General features: G+C 60.9%; 20 protein-coding genes. 19 read left to right on the plus strand and 1 reads right to left on the minus strand.

Annotation, left to right across the window (positions count from 1 at the left end):
* Positions 1 to 27: 27 nt before the first annotated feature.
* From WDB88_RS13815 to WDB88_RS13885, 15 genes are all read left to right on the plus strand, one after another.
* A complete protein-coding gene (locus tag WDB88_RS13815; protein ID WP_330646900.1) occupies positions 28 to 744 on the plus strand; it encodes an FCD domain-containing protein in 717 nt (238 codons plus the stop codon).
* Between the two features lie 323 nt (positions 745 to 1,067).
* Entirely contained in the window at positions 1,068 to 2,447 is a 1,380-nt protein-coding gene (locus WDB88_RS13820) for an ammonium transporter (RefSeq protein WP_339109728.1), read from the plus strand.
* 24 nt (positions 2,448 to 2,471) lie between these two features.
* Positions 2,472 to 2,648 carry a hypothetical protein gene (locus WDB88_RS13825; protein WP_330646897.1) on the plus strand — a complete coding sequence of 59 codons (177 nt, stop codon included), beginning with the start codon at positions 2,472 to 2,474 and terminating at the stop codon, positions 2,646 to 2,648.
* 66 nt (positions 2,649 to 2,714) lie between these two features.
* The gene (locus WDB88_RS13830) at positions 2,715 to 3,848 is read left to right on the plus strand and encodes an aminomethyltransferase family protein (protein ID WP_339109729.1); all 1,134 of its coding nucleotides are present in this window, start codon (positions 2,715 to 2,717) and stop codon (positions 3,846 to 3,848) included.
* 75 nt (positions 3,849 to 3,923) lie between these two features.
* Entirely contained in the window at positions 3,924 to 4,523 is a 600-nt protein-coding gene (locus WDB88_RS13835; protein ID WP_339109730.1) for a dimethylamine monooxygenase subunit DmmA family protein, read from the plus strand.
* A complete protein-coding gene (locus WDB88_RS13840) occupies positions 4,520 to 5,461 on the plus strand; it encodes a PDR/VanB family oxidoreductase (protein WP_339109731.1) in 942 nt (313 codons plus the stop codon). Before WDB88_RS13835 ends, WDB88_RS13840 begins: the two co-directional genes overlap by 4 nt.
* 9 nt (positions 5,462 to 5,470) lie before the next feature.
* Positions 5,471 to 6,538 (plus strand): DUF3445 domain-containing protein, encoded by a 1,068-nt coding sequence (locus tag WDB88_RS13845; RefSeq protein ID WP_330646891.1) that lies wholly within the window; start codon positions 5,471 to 5,473, stop codon positions 6,536 to 6,538.
* A gap of 9 nt (positions 6,539 to 6,547) precedes the next feature.
* Positions 6,548 to 6,868 carry a multidrug efflux SMR transporter gene (locus WDB88_RS13850; protein WP_330646890.1) on the plus strand — a complete coding sequence of 107 codons (321 nt, stop codon included), beginning with the start codon at positions 6,548 to 6,550 and terminating at the stop codon, positions 6,866 to 6,868.
* A 136-nt stretch (positions 6,869 to 7,004) separates the two neighbouring features.
* Positions 7,005 to 7,907, plus strand: a complete 903-nt coding sequence (locus tag WDB88_RS13855) for a LysR family transcriptional regulator (protein WP_330646889.1) — start codon at positions 7,005 to 7,007, stop codon at positions 7,905 to 7,907.
* Positions 7,908 to 8,028: 121 nt separating this feature from the next.
* A complete protein-coding gene (locus WDB88_RS13860; protein ID WP_339109807.1) occupies positions 8,029 to 9,192 on the plus strand; it encodes an ABC transporter substrate-binding protein in 1,164 nt (387 codons plus the stop codon).
* 66 nt (positions 9,193 to 9,258) lie between these two features.
* Entirely contained in the window at positions 9,259 to 10,242 is a 984-nt protein-coding gene (locus WDB88_RS13865; protein WP_339109732.1) for an ABC transporter ATP-binding protein, read from the plus strand.
* Positions 10,239 to 11,192 (plus strand): ABC transporter permease, encoded by a 954-nt coding sequence (locus tag WDB88_RS13870; protein WP_330646887.1) that lies wholly within the window; start codon positions 10,239 to 10,241, stop codon positions 11,190 to 11,192. Before WDB88_RS13865 ends, WDB88_RS13870 begins: the two co-directional genes overlap by 4 nt.
* Entirely contained in the window at positions 11,182 to 11,991 is an 810-nt protein-coding gene (locus WDB88_RS13875) for an ABC transporter permease (protein ID WP_330646886.1), read from the plus strand. Before WDB88_RS13870 ends, WDB88_RS13875 begins: the two co-directional genes overlap by 11 nt.
* A gap of 13 nt (positions 11,992 to 12,004) precedes the next feature.
* Complete coding sequence (locus tag WDB88_RS13880) at positions 12,005 to 13,429, plus strand: gamma-aminobutyraldehyde dehydrogenase (protein ID WP_330646885.1); 1,425 nt, start codon at positions 12,005 to 12,007, stop codon at positions 13,427 to 13,429.
* 214 nt (positions 13,430 to 13,643) lie between these two features.
* A complete protein-coding gene (locus tag WDB88_RS13885) occupies positions 13,644 to 14,150 on the plus strand; it encodes a PRC-barrel domain-containing protein (RefSeq protein WP_330646884.1) in 507 nt (168 codons plus the stop codon).
* Between the two features lie 49 nt (positions 14,151 to 14,199).
* On the opposite strand, the gene WDB88_RS13890 is transcribed toward WDB88_RS13885, so the two are convergent.
* Complete coding sequence (locus WDB88_RS13890; protein WP_339109733.1) at positions 14,200 to 14,895, minus strand: YoaK family protein; 696 nt, start codon at positions 14,893 to 14,895, stop codon at positions 14,200 to 14,202.
* Positions 14,896 to 15,089: 194 nt separating this feature from the next.
* Between WDB88_RS13890 and WDB88_RS13895 the strand changes: the two genes are divergently transcribed.
* The 4 genes from WDB88_RS13895 to WDB88_RS13910 all read left to right on the plus strand — a co-directional run bounded on the left by WDB88_RS13895 (position 15,090) and on the right by WDB88_RS13910 (position 19,245).
* Positions 15,090 to 15,881 carry a sulfotransferase gene (locus tag WDB88_RS13895; protein WP_339109734.1) on the plus strand — a complete coding sequence of 264 codons (792 nt, stop codon included), beginning with the start codon at positions 15,090 to 15,092 and terminating at the stop codon, positions 15,879 to 15,881.
* 227 nt (positions 15,882 to 16,108) lie between these two features.
* Positions 16,109 to 16,384: a hypothetical protein gene (locus WDB88_RS13900; protein WP_339109735.1), complete on the plus strand. Its 276-nt coding sequence runs from the start codon at positions 16,109 to 16,111 to the stop codon at positions 16,382 to 16,384.
* A 369-nt stretch (positions 16,385 to 16,753) separates the two neighbouring features.
* Positions 16,754 to 18,247: a sugar ABC transporter ATP-binding protein gene (locus WDB88_RS13905; protein ID WP_339109736.1), complete on the plus strand. Its 1,494-nt coding sequence runs from the start codon at positions 16,754 to 16,756 to the stop codon at positions 18,245 to 18,247.
* 29 nt (positions 18,248 to 18,276) lie between these two features.
* A complete protein-coding gene (locus tag WDB88_RS13910; protein ID WP_339109737.1) occupies positions 18,277 to 19,245 on the plus strand; it encodes an ABC transporter permease in 969 nt (322 codons plus the stop codon).
* Positions 19,246 to 19,282: the final 37 nt, after the last annotated feature.

The raw sequence follows: 19,282 nt of genomic DNA on the forward strand, positions 1-19,282 counted from the left end.
TCCCTTCGGGCCTCAAGGAACCAATTCGTGCCAGCCTCTGCACCACCTCCATCCGCTTTGCATCCGCTTCCGGGATCGACCGTGCAATATGTGATCGATACCCTGAGCAGCCGCATCGTCTCCGGTGAATATGCCAAGGACGAACGGCTGCCATCGGAACGGCAGATGGCGCAGGATCTGGGCGTTGCGCGCAATACCGTGCGCGAGGCGCTGGATTATCTGGAGACCCGCCTGATGATCCGGCGCAGGCAGGGATCGGGGTCCTTTGTGATCTATGATCCGGCTGGCACGCTACAGGCCCATTCGCCGGTTGCCGAGGAAACCGGCCCGCTCCATCTGCTGACCGTGCGGGGCGTGCTGGAGCCGGAAATCGTGCGTCTTGCGATTTTGTCCATGTCCCCCAAACAGATAACGGCGCTTTCAGAGATCGTCTCGCAGATGGAAGCCATGAGCACCGATGCCACCGCCTTCATCCGGCTGGAAGAAGAGTTCCACCGGCAACTGGCTTTGGGCACGGGAAACCCGCTGCTGGTCGCCTGTTTCAATCTGGTGCTGGATGCGCGGCGTCAATCCTTCCGCGCGGCGATGTATAAACGCCATCTCACCCCCGCAAAGCTGGCCAGCTACCAGCGCGCCTATAACGGGCTTTTCAACGCGATCGCCGCCCGCGATATCGAAGAGGCAACCGAGTTCATGAAGCTTTCACTGGTCGAGGACCAGAAACTCCTGCTTCAGGAAAGCTGAACTGGTCCCTTCGTTAGAGCACCAATTTTACGCCTTTTCTCCCCGTCAGCGCCGCTGAACGGGGATTTTCTTTGCAATCCCCCTGCGACCGGCCCGACCCGTCCTTCTGGCGCTAAGGCACAAACCGCCAAGAAACTAGGCAGGAGGCAGGGGGCGAGCGATTAGATATGTGCCAAATACCGGATCTCTTTATTCCTGATGGGAATTAATGTTGCAATAAGGGCAATTTCTCACCGAGGCTAGACGAACAAAAAGAACCAATAAAGTCAGTTGGTCTGAACCACAAGAATCGCGCCTTCAGGACATCCAACAAGGAGACTCACTTGGAACAAGAGCTCGCTTCCCTGTCTGAACAGCTTGCCCAGCTCAAGGAAAGTGTCGCCGCCACCAATGGCACCTTCTCTGAGACCTTCTACTTTCTGACCATCCCGCTCATGGTGCTGATCCATGCCGGTTTTCTTGCCTATGAAATGGGGGCCTCGCGGTCCAAAAACGCGCTTTCTGCGGGGATCAAGAACATTCTCGCCTTCGCGATGATCGTCCCGTTCTTCTACTTTGTCGGCTGGTGGATCTATTGGGCCTTCCCCACCGGTCTGAGCGGATCGGAAGGGCCGATGGGCACTTCGGGCTTTGCCTATGCCAATGGCATCGCGCTGCCGTGGAGCGAATATATGGGCCCCAATCTCAGCGACCGGTCCTCGGGCGTGTTCTGGGGCGCCTTTGTGCTGTTTGCCGCCACCACCGCCTCGATCCTGTCGGGCGGCGTGATCGAGCGGATCAAACTGACGGGGTTCATCATCCTGTCGATCGTTCTGGGCGCCTTTGTCTGGATCTTGGCCGCCGCATGGGGCTGGCATGCCGATGGCTGGCTGGTGACCAAGTTCGGTTATCATGATTTCGGAGCCTCGGGCGTCGTCCATGCCATTGCCGGCTTCTTCACGCTGGGCGTGCTGATCAATCTCGGGCCGCGGATCGGCAAGTTCAATGCCGATGGCAGTGCCAACCATATCGCGGGGCATTCCATGCCGATGACGCTGGTCGGGCTAATGCTGATCATTGCAGGTTTCTGGGGCTTCCTGATGGGCTGCGTCATCGTTCCGGGCGAAAGCTGGAGCTGGTCGGGCACGATCGAGGCCAGCATCTACGGCACGCCGATGACGCTTTCGGGCATGACGTTCAACGTCCTTATGGGCTTTGCGGGCGGTATTATCGGGGCATGGATGATTACCCGTGATCCGTTCTGGATGATGTCGGGGGCGCTTGGCGGGATCATCTCCTGCGCGGCAGGGATCGACCTGTGGTATCCGCCTATGGCCTTTGCAATCGGCTTCATCGGCGCCTGCGCCATGCCCTTTGTGGCCTCGTTCATCGAACGGCGCGGCATTGACGATGCGGTGGGCGCGGTTGCAGTGCACGGCTTCCTCGGGCTTTGGGGCGTGATTGTCGTCGGCATCGCGGCCTCGGGCTATCCGGCCCTTTTCGGCGAGGATGTCATCCATATCTCCTTCACCGGACAGTTGATCGGGGCAGCCGTCATGGCGGTGATGGGCTTCGTGCCGGGCTATGTCGTCTCGCTGGTCCTGAAACTGATGGGCGAGCTGCGTGTGCCGCGCGAGGCCGAGGAGCTTGGGCTCGATTTGGTCAAAGTGCCAGCCTCCGCCTATCCCGAAGCCATCCATCCCTCTGTCAGCCCCGCAGAATGATCTGCCCACTCAGGAGTTACATCTATGGAAGCACCTTTCAACGCCACCAGCTGGGACGGAGTGACCGGCGCGATCTATGCCGGATATGGCAGTGTCGAGGGCCTGTGGCTGATCGTCTGCCTGATCCTTGTGGTCATCGCGGTCATCGGCGGCTGGCGACATGAGGGCCATGCCTACAGGGCCGTGACCCACAAAAAATGATGATGGTGTCCGGACTACGGGTCCGGACCCTTTCCCTCACATCTTCCCTAACATCAGGACGAACACATGACCGCATCGTGGAGATTTTCCGCGCTGGCCGACCGTCATCGCGCGCTTGGCTCTCAGCTAGAAGACTGGAGCGGGATGGGCACCGCCTGGACCTATGACAAGGACCAGACCGAGGAGTACATGGCCATCCGCACCAAAGCCGGTGTGATGGATGTTTCGGGGCTCAAGAAGGTCCATGTCATCGGGCCGCATGCCTCCCATATCATCAACCGTGCCGTCACCCGCGAGATCGAGGCGCTCAAACCCGGACGGTCCACCTATGCGACCATGCTCAACGAGCAGGGCAAGTTCATTGATGACTGCGTGGTCTATCGCACCGGCCCGCATGCGTTCATGGTGGTGCATGGCTCGGGCCTCGGCTTCGAGGCGCTCACGATGGCGGCCTATGGGCGCAATGCCGCCGTGCTGTTTGACGATGATCTGCACGACATCTCGCTGCAGGGGCCCTTGGCGGTGGACTATCTGGAGGCACATGTGCCGGGCCTTCGCGATGTGGCCTATTTCAGCCATATCCAGACCACACTGTTCGGCAAACCGGTCATGCTGTCACGCACCGGCTATACCGGCGAACGCGGCTACGAGATTTTCTGTCGCAGGCAGGATGCCTGTCTGATCTGGGACACCATCGTGGCCGAAGGGGCCGCAATAGGGATCATCCCGACGCGTTTTACCACACTCGATCTGCTGCGCGCCGAAAGCCAGCTGCTGTTCTTTCCCTATGACAATTCGGAAATGTATCCGTTTGAAGACGAACCCTGCGGTGACACGCTATGGGAGCTGGGGCTGGACTTCACCGTCTCCAAGGGCAAGACCGGCTTTCGCGGTGCCGAAGAGCATTACCGCCTGAAGGGCAAGGAACGGTTCAAGATCTATGGCGTGAAGCTCGAAGGCACGCAGCCCGCGGTCGAAGGGGCCCCCTTGCTGAAAGACGGCAAGAAGGTGGGGGTTGTGACCATTTCGATGCATTCGCCGCTGAACAACCATACGGTGGGCATGGCGCGGATGCCGGTGGACTGCGCCGTGCCGGGCACGCCGCTCGTCGTGCAGAACCCGACCGGCGAGATCCGCGCGGTGGCCGCCAAGATGCCTTTCCACGATCCGCAGAAACTGCGCCGCACAGCCAAAGGCTAGGGCCCGCCCCACTGCGACCCGCCCCGCGCGCGTGATCGCCGCATGACGTGACATGCTTCCAGAAGAAGGTCTTTCATGGCAACCGCATTCACCCCCTCCATCGCCACCCGCCCGACCTACGGGACATTGCAGCCGCCCTGCGGTGCTCCGCTTCTTTGTGTGGCGGATGGCGCGGGTGGGGCTGCCCTTCTGGCCCTGTCCGAGCATATCCCCGGCTGTCTCGAACAGGCGCATATCCTCTTCATACCGCAAGACAGCCCCGATGGCCCGAAACTTGCCGCCCTGCCCTGCCGCAGCTATGGCGAGGCACCCGATCTGGCCGCCGCCCTGCCACGGCTGGACCGGCTTCTGGCACAGGCAAGCGTCGCCACCCGCCTGTGCCTTGCGGGCAGCGAAGGGCTGATCGGCAGGGTCAGCGCCCGCGCGCTTGGCGCGGGCATCGCCGCCGAGATGATCCAGACCGAGCATCGCGGCCATATCGCACGGGCGGTGCAATGCGTGCATTGCAAAGGGGTTACCGAAGATGTGCTGACCGATCCGTTCATATGCGCCCATTGCGGTCTGGCGCTGTTCGTACGCGACCATTTCTCGCGCCGACTGGGCGTGTTTCAGGGCGTCTGTGTCGATGCCGAAACCCCCGGCCAGAGGCCGGACCCGCAGGAGATCCGTCCATGACCGCCCTATCGCTGACCGTCACACGGGTGCAGGCCCTGACGCCGCAGGTCAAACTCTTCCGTTTCGAGGCCGCAACCCCGCTGCCGCTTTTCTCGGGCGGCGCCCATATCGTGGTCGAGATGCCCGATGGCGACGTGCTGCGGCGCAACTCCTATTCGCTGATTTCCGACCCGCATGACCCTTCGGGCTACGAGATCGCGGTCCGGCTGGACCCGCAAGGGCGGGGCGGCTCGCGGTTCCTGCACGAGAAAGTGCGCGAGGGAGATCGCCTTCGGGTGTCGATGCCCGCAAACCTTTTTGCCATCGATCCGCGCGCCAAACGCCATCTGCTGATCGCGGGAGGCATCGGCATCACGCCGTTTCTGGCGCAGATCCGGCAGCTTGACCGGCTCAATCTGGATTGGGCGCTGCATTATGCCGCCCCCTCGCGCAAGGAGGCCGCAGCACTGGGCCTGCTGCCCCGATCCTCCCGCATCTCGTTGCATTTCTCGGACGAGGGCAACCGCATGGATCTGGCCACGTTACTGGACGGGCAACCCGCCGGAACCCATGTGTTCTGCTGTGGGCCGGAGGGGTTGATCACGGCAGTGGAAGCCACGGCGGCACGTCTGGGATGGCCGCAGTCGCATCTGCATTCCGAAGCCTTTGCTGCCCCGCCACCGGGGGCTGCTTTCTCGGTCACGCTAGGGCGTTCGGGCAGGACATTGACCGTCGGGCCGCATCAGAGCCTGCTTGAGGCGATCGAGGCGGCGGATGTGCCCATTGACTGGTCCTGCCGTGGCGGGGCCTGCGGTCGCTGCGAAACGGCGGTGCGCGCGTGCCACGGGCGCATCCTGCACCATGATCACTGGCTCAGCGAAGACGAACGCGCCGCACAGACCAAGATCATGCCCTGCATGTCGCGCTTTCTCGGCGAAGACCTCACCCTCGATCTGTAAGGACATCCCATGACTTTGCGCTTCAATGACGAGACCTTCCGTGGCGATTACACCTTCTACAACTCGCCACAGGCCATCCGCCGTTTTCCCTTCCCCTTCGACCAAGACAGCTACATGTATTCGGTCAATATCGAACAGCATCCGGGCGGCCCGACCGGCACGCCCTTCGAGTTTGCCTTCGATGTCGATGAACATTACGTCTCCGAGATGCGGGACCGCGAGATCACTCTGGCGCAGGACCCGCTGCGCTGCCAGTCGCTGCCACATATGGAGCTGGCCGGTTGGGATCTGCTGGAATGCATCATGCAGGCCAAGGCGCGCGACTATCCCGAGCTGTTCACGCTCAATCGTGACGGAGACCGCTGGCACTGGATCAACCGCCCTCTCGGCATCGAGCAGCGCTTTACCTTTCTGGAGGCCGCGACCCTGCCCTATGGCCCGATGGAATATATTACCCGTCAGGCCCAAGGCGATTTCGCGCTGCTGCATGAACGCGAGGGCAATCTGTGGATGGATGCCGGTATGATCACCAGTCAGGCCGATTGGTCGCTGGATTTCGATATCGGCATGAACTTCTTCGAATGGCACGCCCCCGTACCGAAAGCCGGAGAGATGGGGGTGTTTACCAAGGCGCTGAAATTCCTGCTGGCGGTGCAGCAGGGCCAGAGCTATCGCCGCCTCAACTGGACCATGACGGTCAATCCACGCCTTGACACCAGCCCCGAAAACTATCCGCATTGGGGACCGGAGAAACGCACACTCACCGCCGAGAATGTCGGGCGCAAACAGTTCCTGCGGGTCGAATTGCAATCCTTCCTCCGCCTGCCGCGCTCGAATGCGCTGGTATTCCCGATCCGTTGCTATCTGCTGAGCCTCGAAGATATCTGCACCCAGCCCAAATGGGCCCGCCGCCTGCACCGCGTGCTGCGCGATCTCGATCCGGCGCTGGCCGAGTATAAAGGCTTTGCCGTGAATCGCGATCTGATCGTAGACTATCTGGCGCGCTTCGATGACGGGGCCGAGACCTCGGCGGGGATCTTCCCCGACACGCTCCCTGTCCCTCCAACCCCTTCGTAAAGGAGCCCAATGGCCTGGTTCATTCTGTTTTGCGCAGGCATCCTTGAAACCGTCTGGGCGTTCTATATGAAAAAATCCGACGGTTTCACCCTGCTTGTTCCCAGCATCATCACCGTCCTCACCATGATCGCAAGTTTCGCCTTGCTGGCGGTGGCGATGAAATCCCTGCCTCTGGGCACGGCCTATGCCGTCTGGACGGGTATCGGCACCGCAGGGGCCGTGGTGGCGGGGATAGCGTTTCTGGGCGAACAGGCCACAGCCGCACGGCTGATCGCCGTGGCCAGCATCCTCTTTGGCATCGTGCTGCTGAAGCTTTGCGACGGAAAATAGGCGCCGGGTGTCCGGTCCTTGCCCTTGGTCCCTCCCTTAGGCCCCGAAGCGCCGACCGGCAGACAGGCCCTTGCGCGGGCGCGTCAAATCGGGACAGATAGCGCAGCGCAGAGGCGTTGCGCGCAGGCGGCAGGCGATGGCATTCACACTCAAACAACTGCGGTATTTTATTGCTGTGGCCGAAACCGGCACCGTATCGGGGGCGGCGCAGGCGCTGGCGATCTCGCAATCGGCGGTGACCGAAGCCATCCGCGAACTGGAAACCGATCTGGGCGTGGCGCTGTTCACCCGCCATCCGCGCGGGCTGGACATCACCCATAAAGGGCACCAGTTCCTGCGCCATGCCACCGGCATCCTGGCCGGTGTCTCCGATGCCCGTCACGCCCTGACACAGGAAAGCGAGGCCCTGACCGGCACGTTGCATATCGGTGTGACCTCGCTGGTGGCAGGCTATGTGCTGTCGGATATTCTGGCCCGCTTCCGCCGCGCCAATCCGCAGGTCGAGGTGACCGCCCTTGAAGATAGCGGCGACTATCTCGAACATCTTCTGGTCGGCGGCGAGCTGGATGTGGCGGTGATGGTGGCTTCCAATATGCGCGACCGGATGGCGCTGCATACCGAAATCATCGACACATCTCCCTATCAGCTATGGCTGCCCAACGGCCACGAGCTGACCACGCGCCCCTCGGTCTCTATCGAGGATCTCACCGATGCCCCGATGATCATGCTGAAAATCGACGAGATCGAAGAGGCCACGCGCAAGCTGCTTTCGGCCTTCGGGGCCCGCCCGCGGGTTGCCTTCCGCACCCGCTCGGTCGAGGCGGTCCGCTCGCTTGTGGCCACGGGGGCGGGAATCGCGCTGCTGCCCGAAATGGTCTACCGGCGCTGGTCGCTTGAGGGGGACCGCATCGTGTCGCGCGATGTGTCCGGAAGCCTACCAGTTGTGCAGGTTGGAACTGTCTGGCGCAAAGGTGCCCCGCTGAGCCGCGTCACAAGAGAATTTATTCTGACGGCACAAGCCCATAAAAACATGAAGTAATTCTTCGGTATCGGCATTTCCGATACCTGAAACCTGATAATTGAATTTGTGAAAGCAAAAGGAGTTTCACAGGGTTGTGTGCAAGGGAGCCGTGACTCCCGCTGCAACAGGGAAAGCCATGATGAAACCGATTTTAAGCGCCTGTGTCTCGGGCCTTGCATTGCTTGCCGCAAGCTCCGTTCCGCTACAGGCGGCGGATATGCTGACCACGCTCGGACCGGGCGAAGGGACCGTCTCGATTGTCGCATGGCCGGGCTATATCGAGCGCGGCGAGACCGATCCGGACTATGACTGGGTGACCAAATTCGAACAGAGCACGAATTGCAAGGTCGAGATCAAGACGGCCAATACCTCGGACGAGATGGTGGCCCTGATGAACGAGGGCGGCTTCGATCTGGTGACCGCGTCGGGCGATGCCTCGCTGCGGCTGATTGCGGGCGGACGTGTGCAGCCGATCAACACCGACCTCATTCCCAGCTGGTCGCGCGTGGATGACCGCCTGAAAGACGCGCCGTGGCATACGGTCAAGGGCGTACATTACGGCACCCCCTTCATGTGGGGGCCGAATGTCCTGATGTATAATACCGAGACCTTCCCCGACGCGCCCAAAAGCTGGGAGGTGGTCTTCAAGGCCATGACCTTGCCCGATGGCAAGGCCAATACAGGGCGGGTGCAGGCCTATGACGGGCCGATCTATATTGCCGATGCCGCGCTATATCTGATGGCCCACCAGCCCGAACTGGGCATCACCAGCCCCTACGAGCTGAACGAGGACCAATATGCCGCAGCCCTTGATCTGCTGCGTGGCCAGCGCAAACTCGTGTCGCGCTACTGGCATGATGCCTTCATCCAGATCGACGATTTCAAGAACGAGGGGGTCGTCGCATCATCGTCCTGGCCGTTCATGGTCAACCTGCTGAAAGCCGACGGGGTGCCGGTCGCGTCGGTGATCCCCGAGGAAGGGGCGACCGGCTGGGCCGATACGCTGATGCTGCATTCCGAGGCCAAGCATCCAAATTGCGCCTATGCCTTCATGGAGCATTCGCTCAATTCCAACCTCCAGTCCGATCTGTCGGTATGGTTCGGGGCCGTCCCTTCGGTGCCCTCGGCCTGCACCGACGGCTCCGGTAAACAGACCGCAGAGGGCTGCTCGGCCAATGGTCTGGACGATTTCGACCGGATCCGGTTCTGGCAAACGCCGGTATCCAGCTGTGAAAGTCAGGGCAATTGCGTGCCCTATTACCGCTGGGTCTCTGACTATATCGGTGTGATCGGCGGCCGCTGATCACATCAGATTTGCCCGAACCCCTTTCCCCTGTGGGTTCGGGCATCCCTGCCTGAAAGACCAAACATGACAGATGCTGTAACCTTCCGGGGCGTGTCACGCCATTTCGGACCCGTCAAGGCCGTGGACGAGGTCGACCTGTCGATCCGCGACGAAGAATTTTTCGCCATGCTGGGGCCGTCCGGCTCTGGCAAGACCACCTGCCTGCGGCTGATTGCCGGTTTCGAGCAACCCACCGCAGGCCATATCGCAATTTTCGGCGAACGCGCCGAGGGCGTGCCGCCCTATCTGCGCAACGTCAATACCGTTTTCCAGAATTACGCGCTCTTCCCGCATATGAATGTGCGCGACAATGTGGCCTTCGGGCTGCGCGTCAAAGGGATCGGCAAGGCCGAGCGTCACCGTGCCGCCGAAGAGGCGCTGGAGCTGGTCGAGCTGGGCGGCTATGGCCAGCGCCGCGCGGGCGCGCTGTCTGGTGGACAGCGCCAGCGCGTGGCATTGGCCCGTGCCTTGGTCAACAAACCCCGTGTGGTCCTGCTGGACGAACCGCTGGGCGCGCTGGACCTGAAGCTGCGCGAGCAGATGCAGGAAGAGCTTCGCAAATTGCAACGCGCGCTCGGACTGACCTTCGTATTCGTCACCCATGATCAGGACGAGGCGCTCTCGATGGCGGATCGGGTGGCGGTGTTTGCTCATGGCAAAATCCAGCAGGTCGGCAGCGCGGAAGAGATCTACCGCCGCCCCAATACCCGTTTCGTGGCGGATTTCGTCGGCTCTTCCAACGTGCTTCCGGCCGATCTGGCAGGAGGCGGACCGGCGGGACAATGGGCGTCGTTGCGGCCCGAGGATATCGTGCTTGATCCGGCAGGGCGTGCGGCCACGGTGCGCGGGCGGTTCTTCCACGGGCGCGTCACCAAACTGGTGCTGGATCTGAACGGCCAGAGCCTGACCGCGCTGGTTCCCGCCCGCGAGGATGCGCCGCAGATCGGCGAAACCACCGCGATCTCGTGGGACCCTGCGCGGGTGCATATCATGGAGCGCGACGGATGAGCGCGCCCCTGTCGCAAGCCGCGATCTTCCGCCCGCGCTCCGGCCTTCTGGCACGGCTGATCGACTGGATCATCCGCCATCCGAGAATGTTCGTCTTTCTGATGGTGCTGCCCATCACGCTCTGGCTGGGCATCGTCTATATCGGCGCGCTTCTTGCCTTACTGCTGCAGAGCTTTTTCGCGATCGACGAGTTTTCCGGCGTCATCGTGCATGAGTTCACTCTGAAGACCTATGGCGAGCTTCTGCGCCCCTATAATCTTGACATCATCCTGCGCACGGTCTGCATGGCCGGCGCCGTCACGCTGGCGGCAGCCGTTCTGGCCTTTCCCATCGCCTATTTTGCCGCCCGCTACGCCAAGGGCAAATGGAAGGCACTGTTTTACATCGGGGTCATGCTACCGCTCTGGTCCAGCTATCTGGTCAAAGTCTATGCGTGGAAACTGGTGCTGGCCAAGGAAGGCATCCTGAACTGGGTCTTTGCCAAACTGCATCTGACATGGCTTCTCGAGGCTGTGCTGGCGATCCCCGTCATCGGGGGCAACTCGCTCTCGGTCAGCTATCTGGGCACCTTCCTTGTCTTTCTCTATATCTGGCTACCCTATATGATCATTCCGGTACAGGCCGCCTTGGAACGTGTCTCGCAAGACCTGACCGAAGCGGCAGCAGATCTGGGGGCCACCCCAAGACAGAGCTTCCGGCTGGTCCTGTTTCCGCTGGCTTTGCCGGGGGTGGTCGCAGGATCCATCTTCACCTTTTCGCTGACACTCGGCGATTACATCGTTCCGCAGATCGTCGGTAACTCGCGCCTGTTCATCGGTCAGGCGGTCTATACCCAGCAGGGCACCGCCGGAAATATCCCGCTCGCGGCGGCGTTCACTGTGGTGCCGATCGTGATCATGGGAATCTACCTGTGGGGCGCGCGCAAAATGGGAGCTTTCGATGCACTCTGAGATCCGTTCGCCAACCAGCCTGAAACTGGCCGCATTCGGGGGCCTCTTCTTCCTGCTGGCCCCGATTGCCCTGATCTTCCTCTACGCCTTCTCGACGGAGGAAAAGAGCTTCCAGTGGCCCCCGCCCGGCTTTACCACCAAATGGATCGGCGTGACCTTGGGACGTGCGGATGTGTGGGAGGCAATGGGGCTTTCGGTCAAGGTGGCCGCAATCTCGACGGTTCTGGCACTGATCCTTGGCACATTGACCGCCGCAGCCGTTGCCAGATCGCGGTTCTTCGGGCGCGAGACGATCTCGCTTCTGGTCATCCTGCCCATCGCCCTGCCGGGGATCATCACGGGGATCTCGCTGCGTTCGGCCTTCTCGTTGCTGGATATCCCGTTCAGCACATGGACCATCGTGCTGGGGCATGCGACCTTCTGTATCGTGATCGTCTATAACAATGCCGTCGCCCGTTTCCGGCGGCTGTCGGGATCGCTGATCGATGCGGCGATGGATCTGGGCGCAGACGGGGCGCAAACCTTCCGGTTGGTGATCCTGCCCAATATCGCAACCGCCCTTCTGGCGGGCGGCATGCTGGCCTTCGCGCTGAGTTTCGACGAGGTCATCGTGACCACCTTCACCGCGGGCAACCAGACAACCTTGCCGATCTGGATGCTGGAAGAGCTTGTAAGACCGCGTCAGCGCCCCGTGACCAATGTGGTGGCGATGGTGGTGGTGCTGGTCACCGTGCTTCCCATCCTTGCCGCCTACTACCTGACAAAAGACGGCGAACATACCGCCGGTTCCGAGAAATAACTGGGAGATTTTCATGGATAAGCAGATGCTGATCGGCGCCCGCCTTGTGGCTGGCACCGAAACCGAAGAGCAGATCCTCAATCCGCGCACGGGCGAGGTGATCACCACCCTGCCGGAAGCCTCGCTGCAACAGGTCGAAGAGGCCGTCAGCGCCGCCGAAACCGCCTTTGCGGGCTGGTCGCGCACCACACCGGCAGAACGTTCGGGCTACCTGCTGAAAATTGCCGAACGCATCGAGGCCGAGGCCGAAACGCTGGCCGGTCTGGAGGCCCTGAATTGCGGCAAGCCCGGCCCGCTGGCACTGAATGACGAGCTGCCCGCCATCATCGACTGTTTCCGCTTTTTTGCAGGGGCGGTGCGCTGCATGACGGGGCCTGTGGCGGGCGAGTATCTTGCAGGGCACACCTCCATGATCCGCCGCGATCCCATCGGCATCGTGGCCTCGATCGCGCCGTGGAACTATCCGCTGATGATGATGGCGTGGAAAATCGCCCCTGCGATCGGCGCGGGCAATACGGTGGTGTTCAAACCCTCGGAACAAACGCCGCTGACGGCTTTGGCGATGGCCAGGATCTTCGCCGACATCCTGCCCGAAGGGGTGGTGAATATCATTCTCGGGCGTGGCGAAACGGTTGGCTCGGCGCTGATCAACCATCCGAAAGTGGCGATGATCTCGATTACAGGCGATATCGCCACAGGCCGCAAAATTCTGGAAGCCGCCAACAAGACCATCAAACGCACCCATCTGGAGCTGGGCGGCAAGGCTCCGGTGATTGTCTTCGACGACGCCGATATCGAGGCGACGGTCGCGGGGCTGCGGGCGTTCAGCTTCTATAATGCCGGTCAGGATTGCACCGCCGCCTGCCGCATCTATGTCCAGCGCGGGATCTATGACCGTTTCGTGGCCGACCTGACCCAGACCGTCGCGGAGATCCCCTTCGGCCATGAAGATGACAGCCGCAACGAGATCGGCCCGCTGATTTCCCTGCGCCAGCGCGACCGTGTCGCCAGCTTCGTGGCCCGCGCCCGCGAGGCCAACCATATCGAGATCACCGCTGGCGGCGACATTCCCGAGGGTCCGGGGTTTTACTACAAACCCACCGTCGTCGCAGGTGCCTTGCAGACCGACGAGATCGTGCGCCGCGAGGTGTTCGGCCCTGTCGTGTCGGTCACGCCCTTCGATGCGCCCGAAGAGGCGGTCGGCTGGGCCAATGACAGCGATTACGGGCTGGCCTCTTCCGTCTGGACGAAAGATATCTCCAAGGGCATGCAGGTGGCCTCCCGCCTGCAATATGGCTGCACGTGGGTGAACACCCATTTCATGCTGACCAACGAGATGCCGCATGGCGGGATGAAACAGTCGGGCTATGGCAAGGATATGTCATCCTATGCTCTGGAAGACTATTCCACCGTGCGCCATGTGATGATCGCCCATTAAACCCGTTTCGTCGGCGATCCGGCCCAGCCCCCCGCCCGTCGCAAGACAGGCGGGGGGCTTCTGCTTTCCTCCACCCCGCGGCGCCGCGCTTGCTCTCGCAAAGTCCGCCCCGATGATCGCCTTTTCGAAAATTCATAAGATTTTTTACAAAAACCATGGAACAGATTTATTGCTTAACCGTTGGGCATGCAGTGAACAAACGGAGGAAAACATTATGAAATTTCTGACCACCACCGCCGTCGCACTGGCTCTGGCTACTGGCGCAGCTTATGCAGAAGACACCAATGCGAATGCCACCGCAGACACCGCGGCACCCGCCAAAATGGCCACCCAAGCCACGGCGAATGGTCTCGATATGTCGGATTCGACCAATCTGATCCGTGCGCGCGACATCACCGGTGGCGACATCTACACCATCGCGAAAGACAGTGGCAAAACCTGGGACACGATGGACTGGAACGCCGTGTCTTCGGATTGGAATGGCGACGGTTTTGACGATATCGGCGAGATCGAGGACATCGTCCTGTCGCCCGAGGGCAAGATGGTCGGTGTGGTGGCAGAAGTCGGTGGCTTCCTCGATATCGGTGACAAACATGTGGTCATTCCGGTTGATGCAACCCATCTGGTCCCGATCGATGACGGTAAATATGTGGTTGTGACCTCGCAGACCGAGGATCAGCTGAAAGACGCGAAAGATGTTGACGAAGGCTTCTGGAACTAATCAGAGCCGCGATCAAACTCTGAAGGGGCCGGTCTTCCGGCCCCTTTGTCTATGGCACATATTTCCGTGCCCAGCAGATCTCGGCCAACGAGATCCCCACCAGGGACACCCCCGCCAGCACAAAGAGCCACGCCCCGCAAAGATCGAACAGCAGCGCCCCGAGAATACCGCCCGACGCGAAGGCCGCAAGCGTCACACTATGCAGGCGCAGCTTGGGCAGGGCATCGCCGCGTAACGGCTTTGGCCCGATCAGCGCGGCCAATTCGATGCCGATATCGGTTGCCATGCCCGAAACATGGGTGGTGCGCACTTTCGAACGCGAGATCATCGTGGTGACCGCGTTCTGCCCCCCCATGACGACGCTTAAACCGACAAGCGCGGCCCCCGACCCCGCGCCACCACACAGCAGGCCCGCCCCCAATACCAGCACCACAAGCCCTTCCACACCGATGGCCAGCGCATAGACCATGCGCATCCGGCGGCGCTCGCCCAGATTGACCATCACCGCCGCCGCGAAGGCACCCGCGATAAAGGCGATCACAAGCCCCGCAAGTGAAAGCCCGACCCCCACTCGTCCATCGGCCAGATCATCCGCCATCATCGAGACATTGCCCGTCATATTCGCGGTGAAGGTGCCCAAAATCAGGAAACCCACGGCGTTCAATCCGCCCGCGATCGAGGACAGGAACCCGGCCAGTACAATATTGAGAGTATCGGTCCTCTCGTCACCCACACGAATGAGCATAGCGCCCCCGTTCAAAACATGGACCATCCGCAAAGCCTTGGGGCGGCTCCTATGGCGCAGGCTGCCCCCCTGCCCGAGACTTTCCGCCACGGTTTGCAACTTTATACGACGGATCGACCGGATACGACTTGTTATATATCGCAGGCTGCGAATATTCAGATTCCGCGCCTGATGACACCGACAAGAGCCGAGCGATGCCAGACAGACAAGTGGATTTTTTCATAGCCGGCACCCAGAAGGGCGGCACGACAGCATTGCGGGCGAAGCTGCTCAAGCACCCCGATCTGGCCTTTTCCAAACAGAAAGAGATCCATTTTTTCGACCGTGAGGATATCGACTGGCAGGCCCCGCCCTATGACGATCTGCATGCCCATTTCGATCTCCGCCAGCCCAAACTGTTCGGGGAAGCCACGCCGATCTATCTCTACTGGCCCGAGGCGATGAAGCGCATCCATCGCTATAATCCCGAGGCCCGTCTCATTTTCATTTTGCGCCATCCTACCTATCGCGCGCTCTCGGCATGGAAAATGGAGCGCGCCCGCGCTCAGGAAACCTATTCCTTCAGCCGCGCCGTATCGCTGATCGGACGATGCCGCGTCAGGTTCGCCAAAGGCGGTGTGCATCGCGTTTTCTCTTATGTGGAGCGGTCCTGTTATGCCCCGCAGATCCGGCGGCTGCTGACGGTTTTTCCGCGCGAGCAACTGCTGTTTCTGACCACCGACCAACTCTGGACAGATGAGCAAGACACGCTGCGGCGCGTCTGTGCTTTCCTCGGGATCGACACCTCTTACGGTGATACCCTGCCCGCGCAAAAGAAATACATCGTGCCGGTGGATGCGCGTCATGTGCCCATGCAGGATGCCGCGACAATCACCAAGCTCAACAAACGGTTCCGGCGCGACATCATCCGCACGGCGGACCTCACCGGGCTGGACCTCTCGGGATGGCTGGAAAGCGGTTACACCGATCCGATGCATGACCGCTAAGGCCTCATAGAACGCCTTCGCCCGTTCAGTGAGGTCGCGCCCCAAGGGACTGACCGTCAGAGCATCCCCCCCAAAGCATGCCCAACACTGTCACCAAAGCTGACAGCACCGCCTTGGCGGCAGGTGCAGAATATCGGCCGGCCAATCGCAAACCGCTTGCCAACCTCATATTTGTTTCCTAAAAATACAAATATGAGGTTGGAATCGCTATTAGGGAGAGAGCGATTATGCGACGTCTTGAAGATCACGAAACGCCCCGGACCAGCAGTCATATGCCGGCGCCGCGCATCGTGGCAGCCGACAAGGCCATGACGGACCGCAGGCATGCGGGCCGGTTGACAGAGGATCTGCCGCCAGAAAATCGCAGCCTCGGCAGGCAACCGGCGGGGCCGGTATATTTCAAGCGAAAACGCTTGATTTATAGGCCCGCAGGCGCGCACTACACCACGGCACAGCAAACCGGAAACGTCACGCAGGCCTTGTGCGCTGGCATCCGACCATAACCCTGTGACAGCCAGCCGCTCACACAACAAGCCTTTCGCATGACCGGACAGACTGCGGGAAACCAAGCCGGAGATATGCGGATGTCTCAACGGGCAATCACCCCCGACGCATCCAGCAGGCAGTGGCCCGAAAACCGCTTCTCGACACGCGATCCTGCAATAAAACCGAATATTAGCATCTAAATGCAACAAATATACAGATGGAGGAGCACGCACAAGCTCCTGATCCCGCATCAAGGCCCGTCACGCCTCTCGATGCGCGTCTGTATCGGACACGGAGATCGACCAGACCTGTCACGCCTTGGAGGAGGCGACCTGTCGGAGGAGAGCGCCGCATAGCAGATGGCGCAAATGGAGGAGGAGATTGCAATGGTGGGTTCACAAGCCGCCCTACTTTCGGCGCAAGACGTCGCGAAGAGTTTTGGTCATGTCACCGCGCTGCGCAACGGGGCGATCCAGCTTCGCGCGGGCACGGTAAACGCGCTATGCGGCGGCAATGGCGCGGGGAAATCAACCTTTCTCAACATCCTGACGGGGCAGTTGCGCCGCGACACGGGACAGATCCATGTGGACGGGAAACCGGTGGATTTCCATGCGCCCTCCGAGGCGCTGGAGGCCGGAATTGCCATCATCACACAGGAACTCAGCCCCTTTCAGGACATGACCGTCGCCGAGAACCTCTATCTTGGTCGCGAGCCGCGCCGCGCGGGTCTCTTGGTAGATGATCGGCGCATGATCGAGGATGCAGAGGCGCTGATGACACGTCTCCGGTTCGACATTCCGCCAACCGCCCGACTGCGTGATCTGTCGGTCGCACAGGCCCAACTTGTCGAAATCGCCAAAGCGATCAGCCGCCGCAGCAAGATCCTGATCATGGACGAGCCGACCTCGGCCATTGGCGAGCGCGAAACCCAGATGCTGTTCGACGCGATCAGAGGGCTGACGACAGATGGCGTCGGTATTATCTACGTATCCCACAGGCTGACAGAAATCTTCGAGATTTCCGATGATTACACCGTCTTCCGTGATGGGGCTTTTGTCGAAAGCGGTGCCATAGCCGATATCGACCGGCAGGCGCTGATACGCCATATCGTCGGGCGCGACCTGCTGGAGCATCGTCGTAGCCCGCGCGATTTCTACACTTCTCCCGCTCTGCTGGATGCCAAAAACATGAGTTCTGCGGGAAAATTCGAAGACATCAGCCTTCAGGTCCATCCGGGCGAGATCGTGGGCATCTATGGCCTGCTTGGCTCGGGACGGTCGGAATTTGTCAATGCGCTTTATGGGACCGAACCGCGTGACACGGGCGAGGTCTGTGTCGGTGGCATACCCATTGCCGCAAACGCGCCCGCGCGGTCTATCGCGGCAGGGATCTCGCTTGTCACCGAAGACCGCAAACAGACAGGTCTTTCCCTGACAGCGTCGGTTGCCCATAACATCACCGTCGCCAACCTTGACGCATATGCGAAAGCCGGGGTCATGGATGAGGCGCGCGAGACGCAGAGCGTCAAGGCGCATATGGCGCGTTTTTCCATCAAAGCCGCCTCGCCTGAAATCCCCGTACAGTTCCTGAGCGGCGGCAACCAGCAAAAGGTGGTTCTTGCGCGCTGTCTTGAAACAGACCCGCGTATCCTGATCTGCGACGAACCCACCCGAGGCGTGGATGAAGGGGCCAAGCGCGAGATCTATGCGTTTCTCGACGCGTTCGTGAAGGCGGGAAAATGCGTCCTGATGATCTCGTCCGAAATTCCCGAGATTCTGGCCAATGCCGACCGGATCGTTGTTTTTCGCAAGGGCCGGATCGCCGGAGAGGTGCGGGCACAGGACGCCACGCAGGAAACCCTCGTCCATCTGGCCTCGTGAGCTGACCTAATCTCTAGGAGGAGAAGATCATGAGGATGTCACAAAGTCCAACGCAGACCGTCAGTCTGGGCAGCATTCTGACCCGTTACGGGATCGTACTCTCGTTCATCATACTGCTCGTCACCTTGGCGATCATTTCGCCAAACTTCCTTTCACCGAACAATCTTTTCAATGTCTTGCGTCAGGTCTCGATCAACGGGGTGCTCGCGGTCGGTATGACATTCGTCATCCTGACCGCGGGGATCGACCTCTCGATCGGGGCGATCTTGGCTCTCAGCGGCGCGGTGGCCGCCAGCCTGGTGACAGGAAGCGCCCCCATGAACCCCGTCCTCGCAGTTCTTGCGGGCACCGCGACCGGCATGGCCTGCGGTGCACTCAATGGCGTGCTCATCGCCCGTTTCGCGGTTCCGGCTTTTGTGGTGACACTCGGGATGCTGAGCGTCGCGCGTGGTGCGACACTGCTTTATAGTGGCGGACGCCCCGTCGCCAATCTCAGCGGAGAGTTCCGCTGGCTGGGGCAAGGCGTGGTTGCCGGCATTCCGGTGCCGGTCGTCCTTTTCGCGATCGTCTTTGCCATCGCGGCTTTCGTACTGCGATATACGGTCTACGGACGCCGGATCTATGCGGTCGGGGGCAACCCCAAAAGCGCGCGAACCAGCGGCATCAATCCGGCGCGTATCGTATTTTCCGTCTATGTGATCATGGGCGCGCTTGCCGGTCTTGCGGGGGTCATGCTGACCGCGCGCACGACGGCGGCCCTGCCCCAAGCCGGTCTGGGATACGAGCTGGATGCCATCGCAGCCGTCGTCATCGGCGGCACCAGCCTGACCGGAGGGGTTGGCCGGATTGGCTATACATTGATCGGTGTCCTGATGATCGGGGTGATCAGCAACGGCCTCGATCTGCTGGGGGTGTCGTCCTACTACCAGCAAATCATCAAGGGCTCGATCATTGTTCTCTCCGTCATGATCGACCGGTCACGGTCCCGCCATAGCTGAGCGCGGCCCCGATCTTGCATCTTACCAAGGAGCGCGG

Source organism: Thioclava sp. GXIMD4216, assembly GCF_037949285.1.
Classification (GTDB): Bacteria; Pseudomonadota; Alphaproteobacteria; order Rhodobacterales; family Rhodobacteraceae; genus Thioclava; species Thioclava litoralis.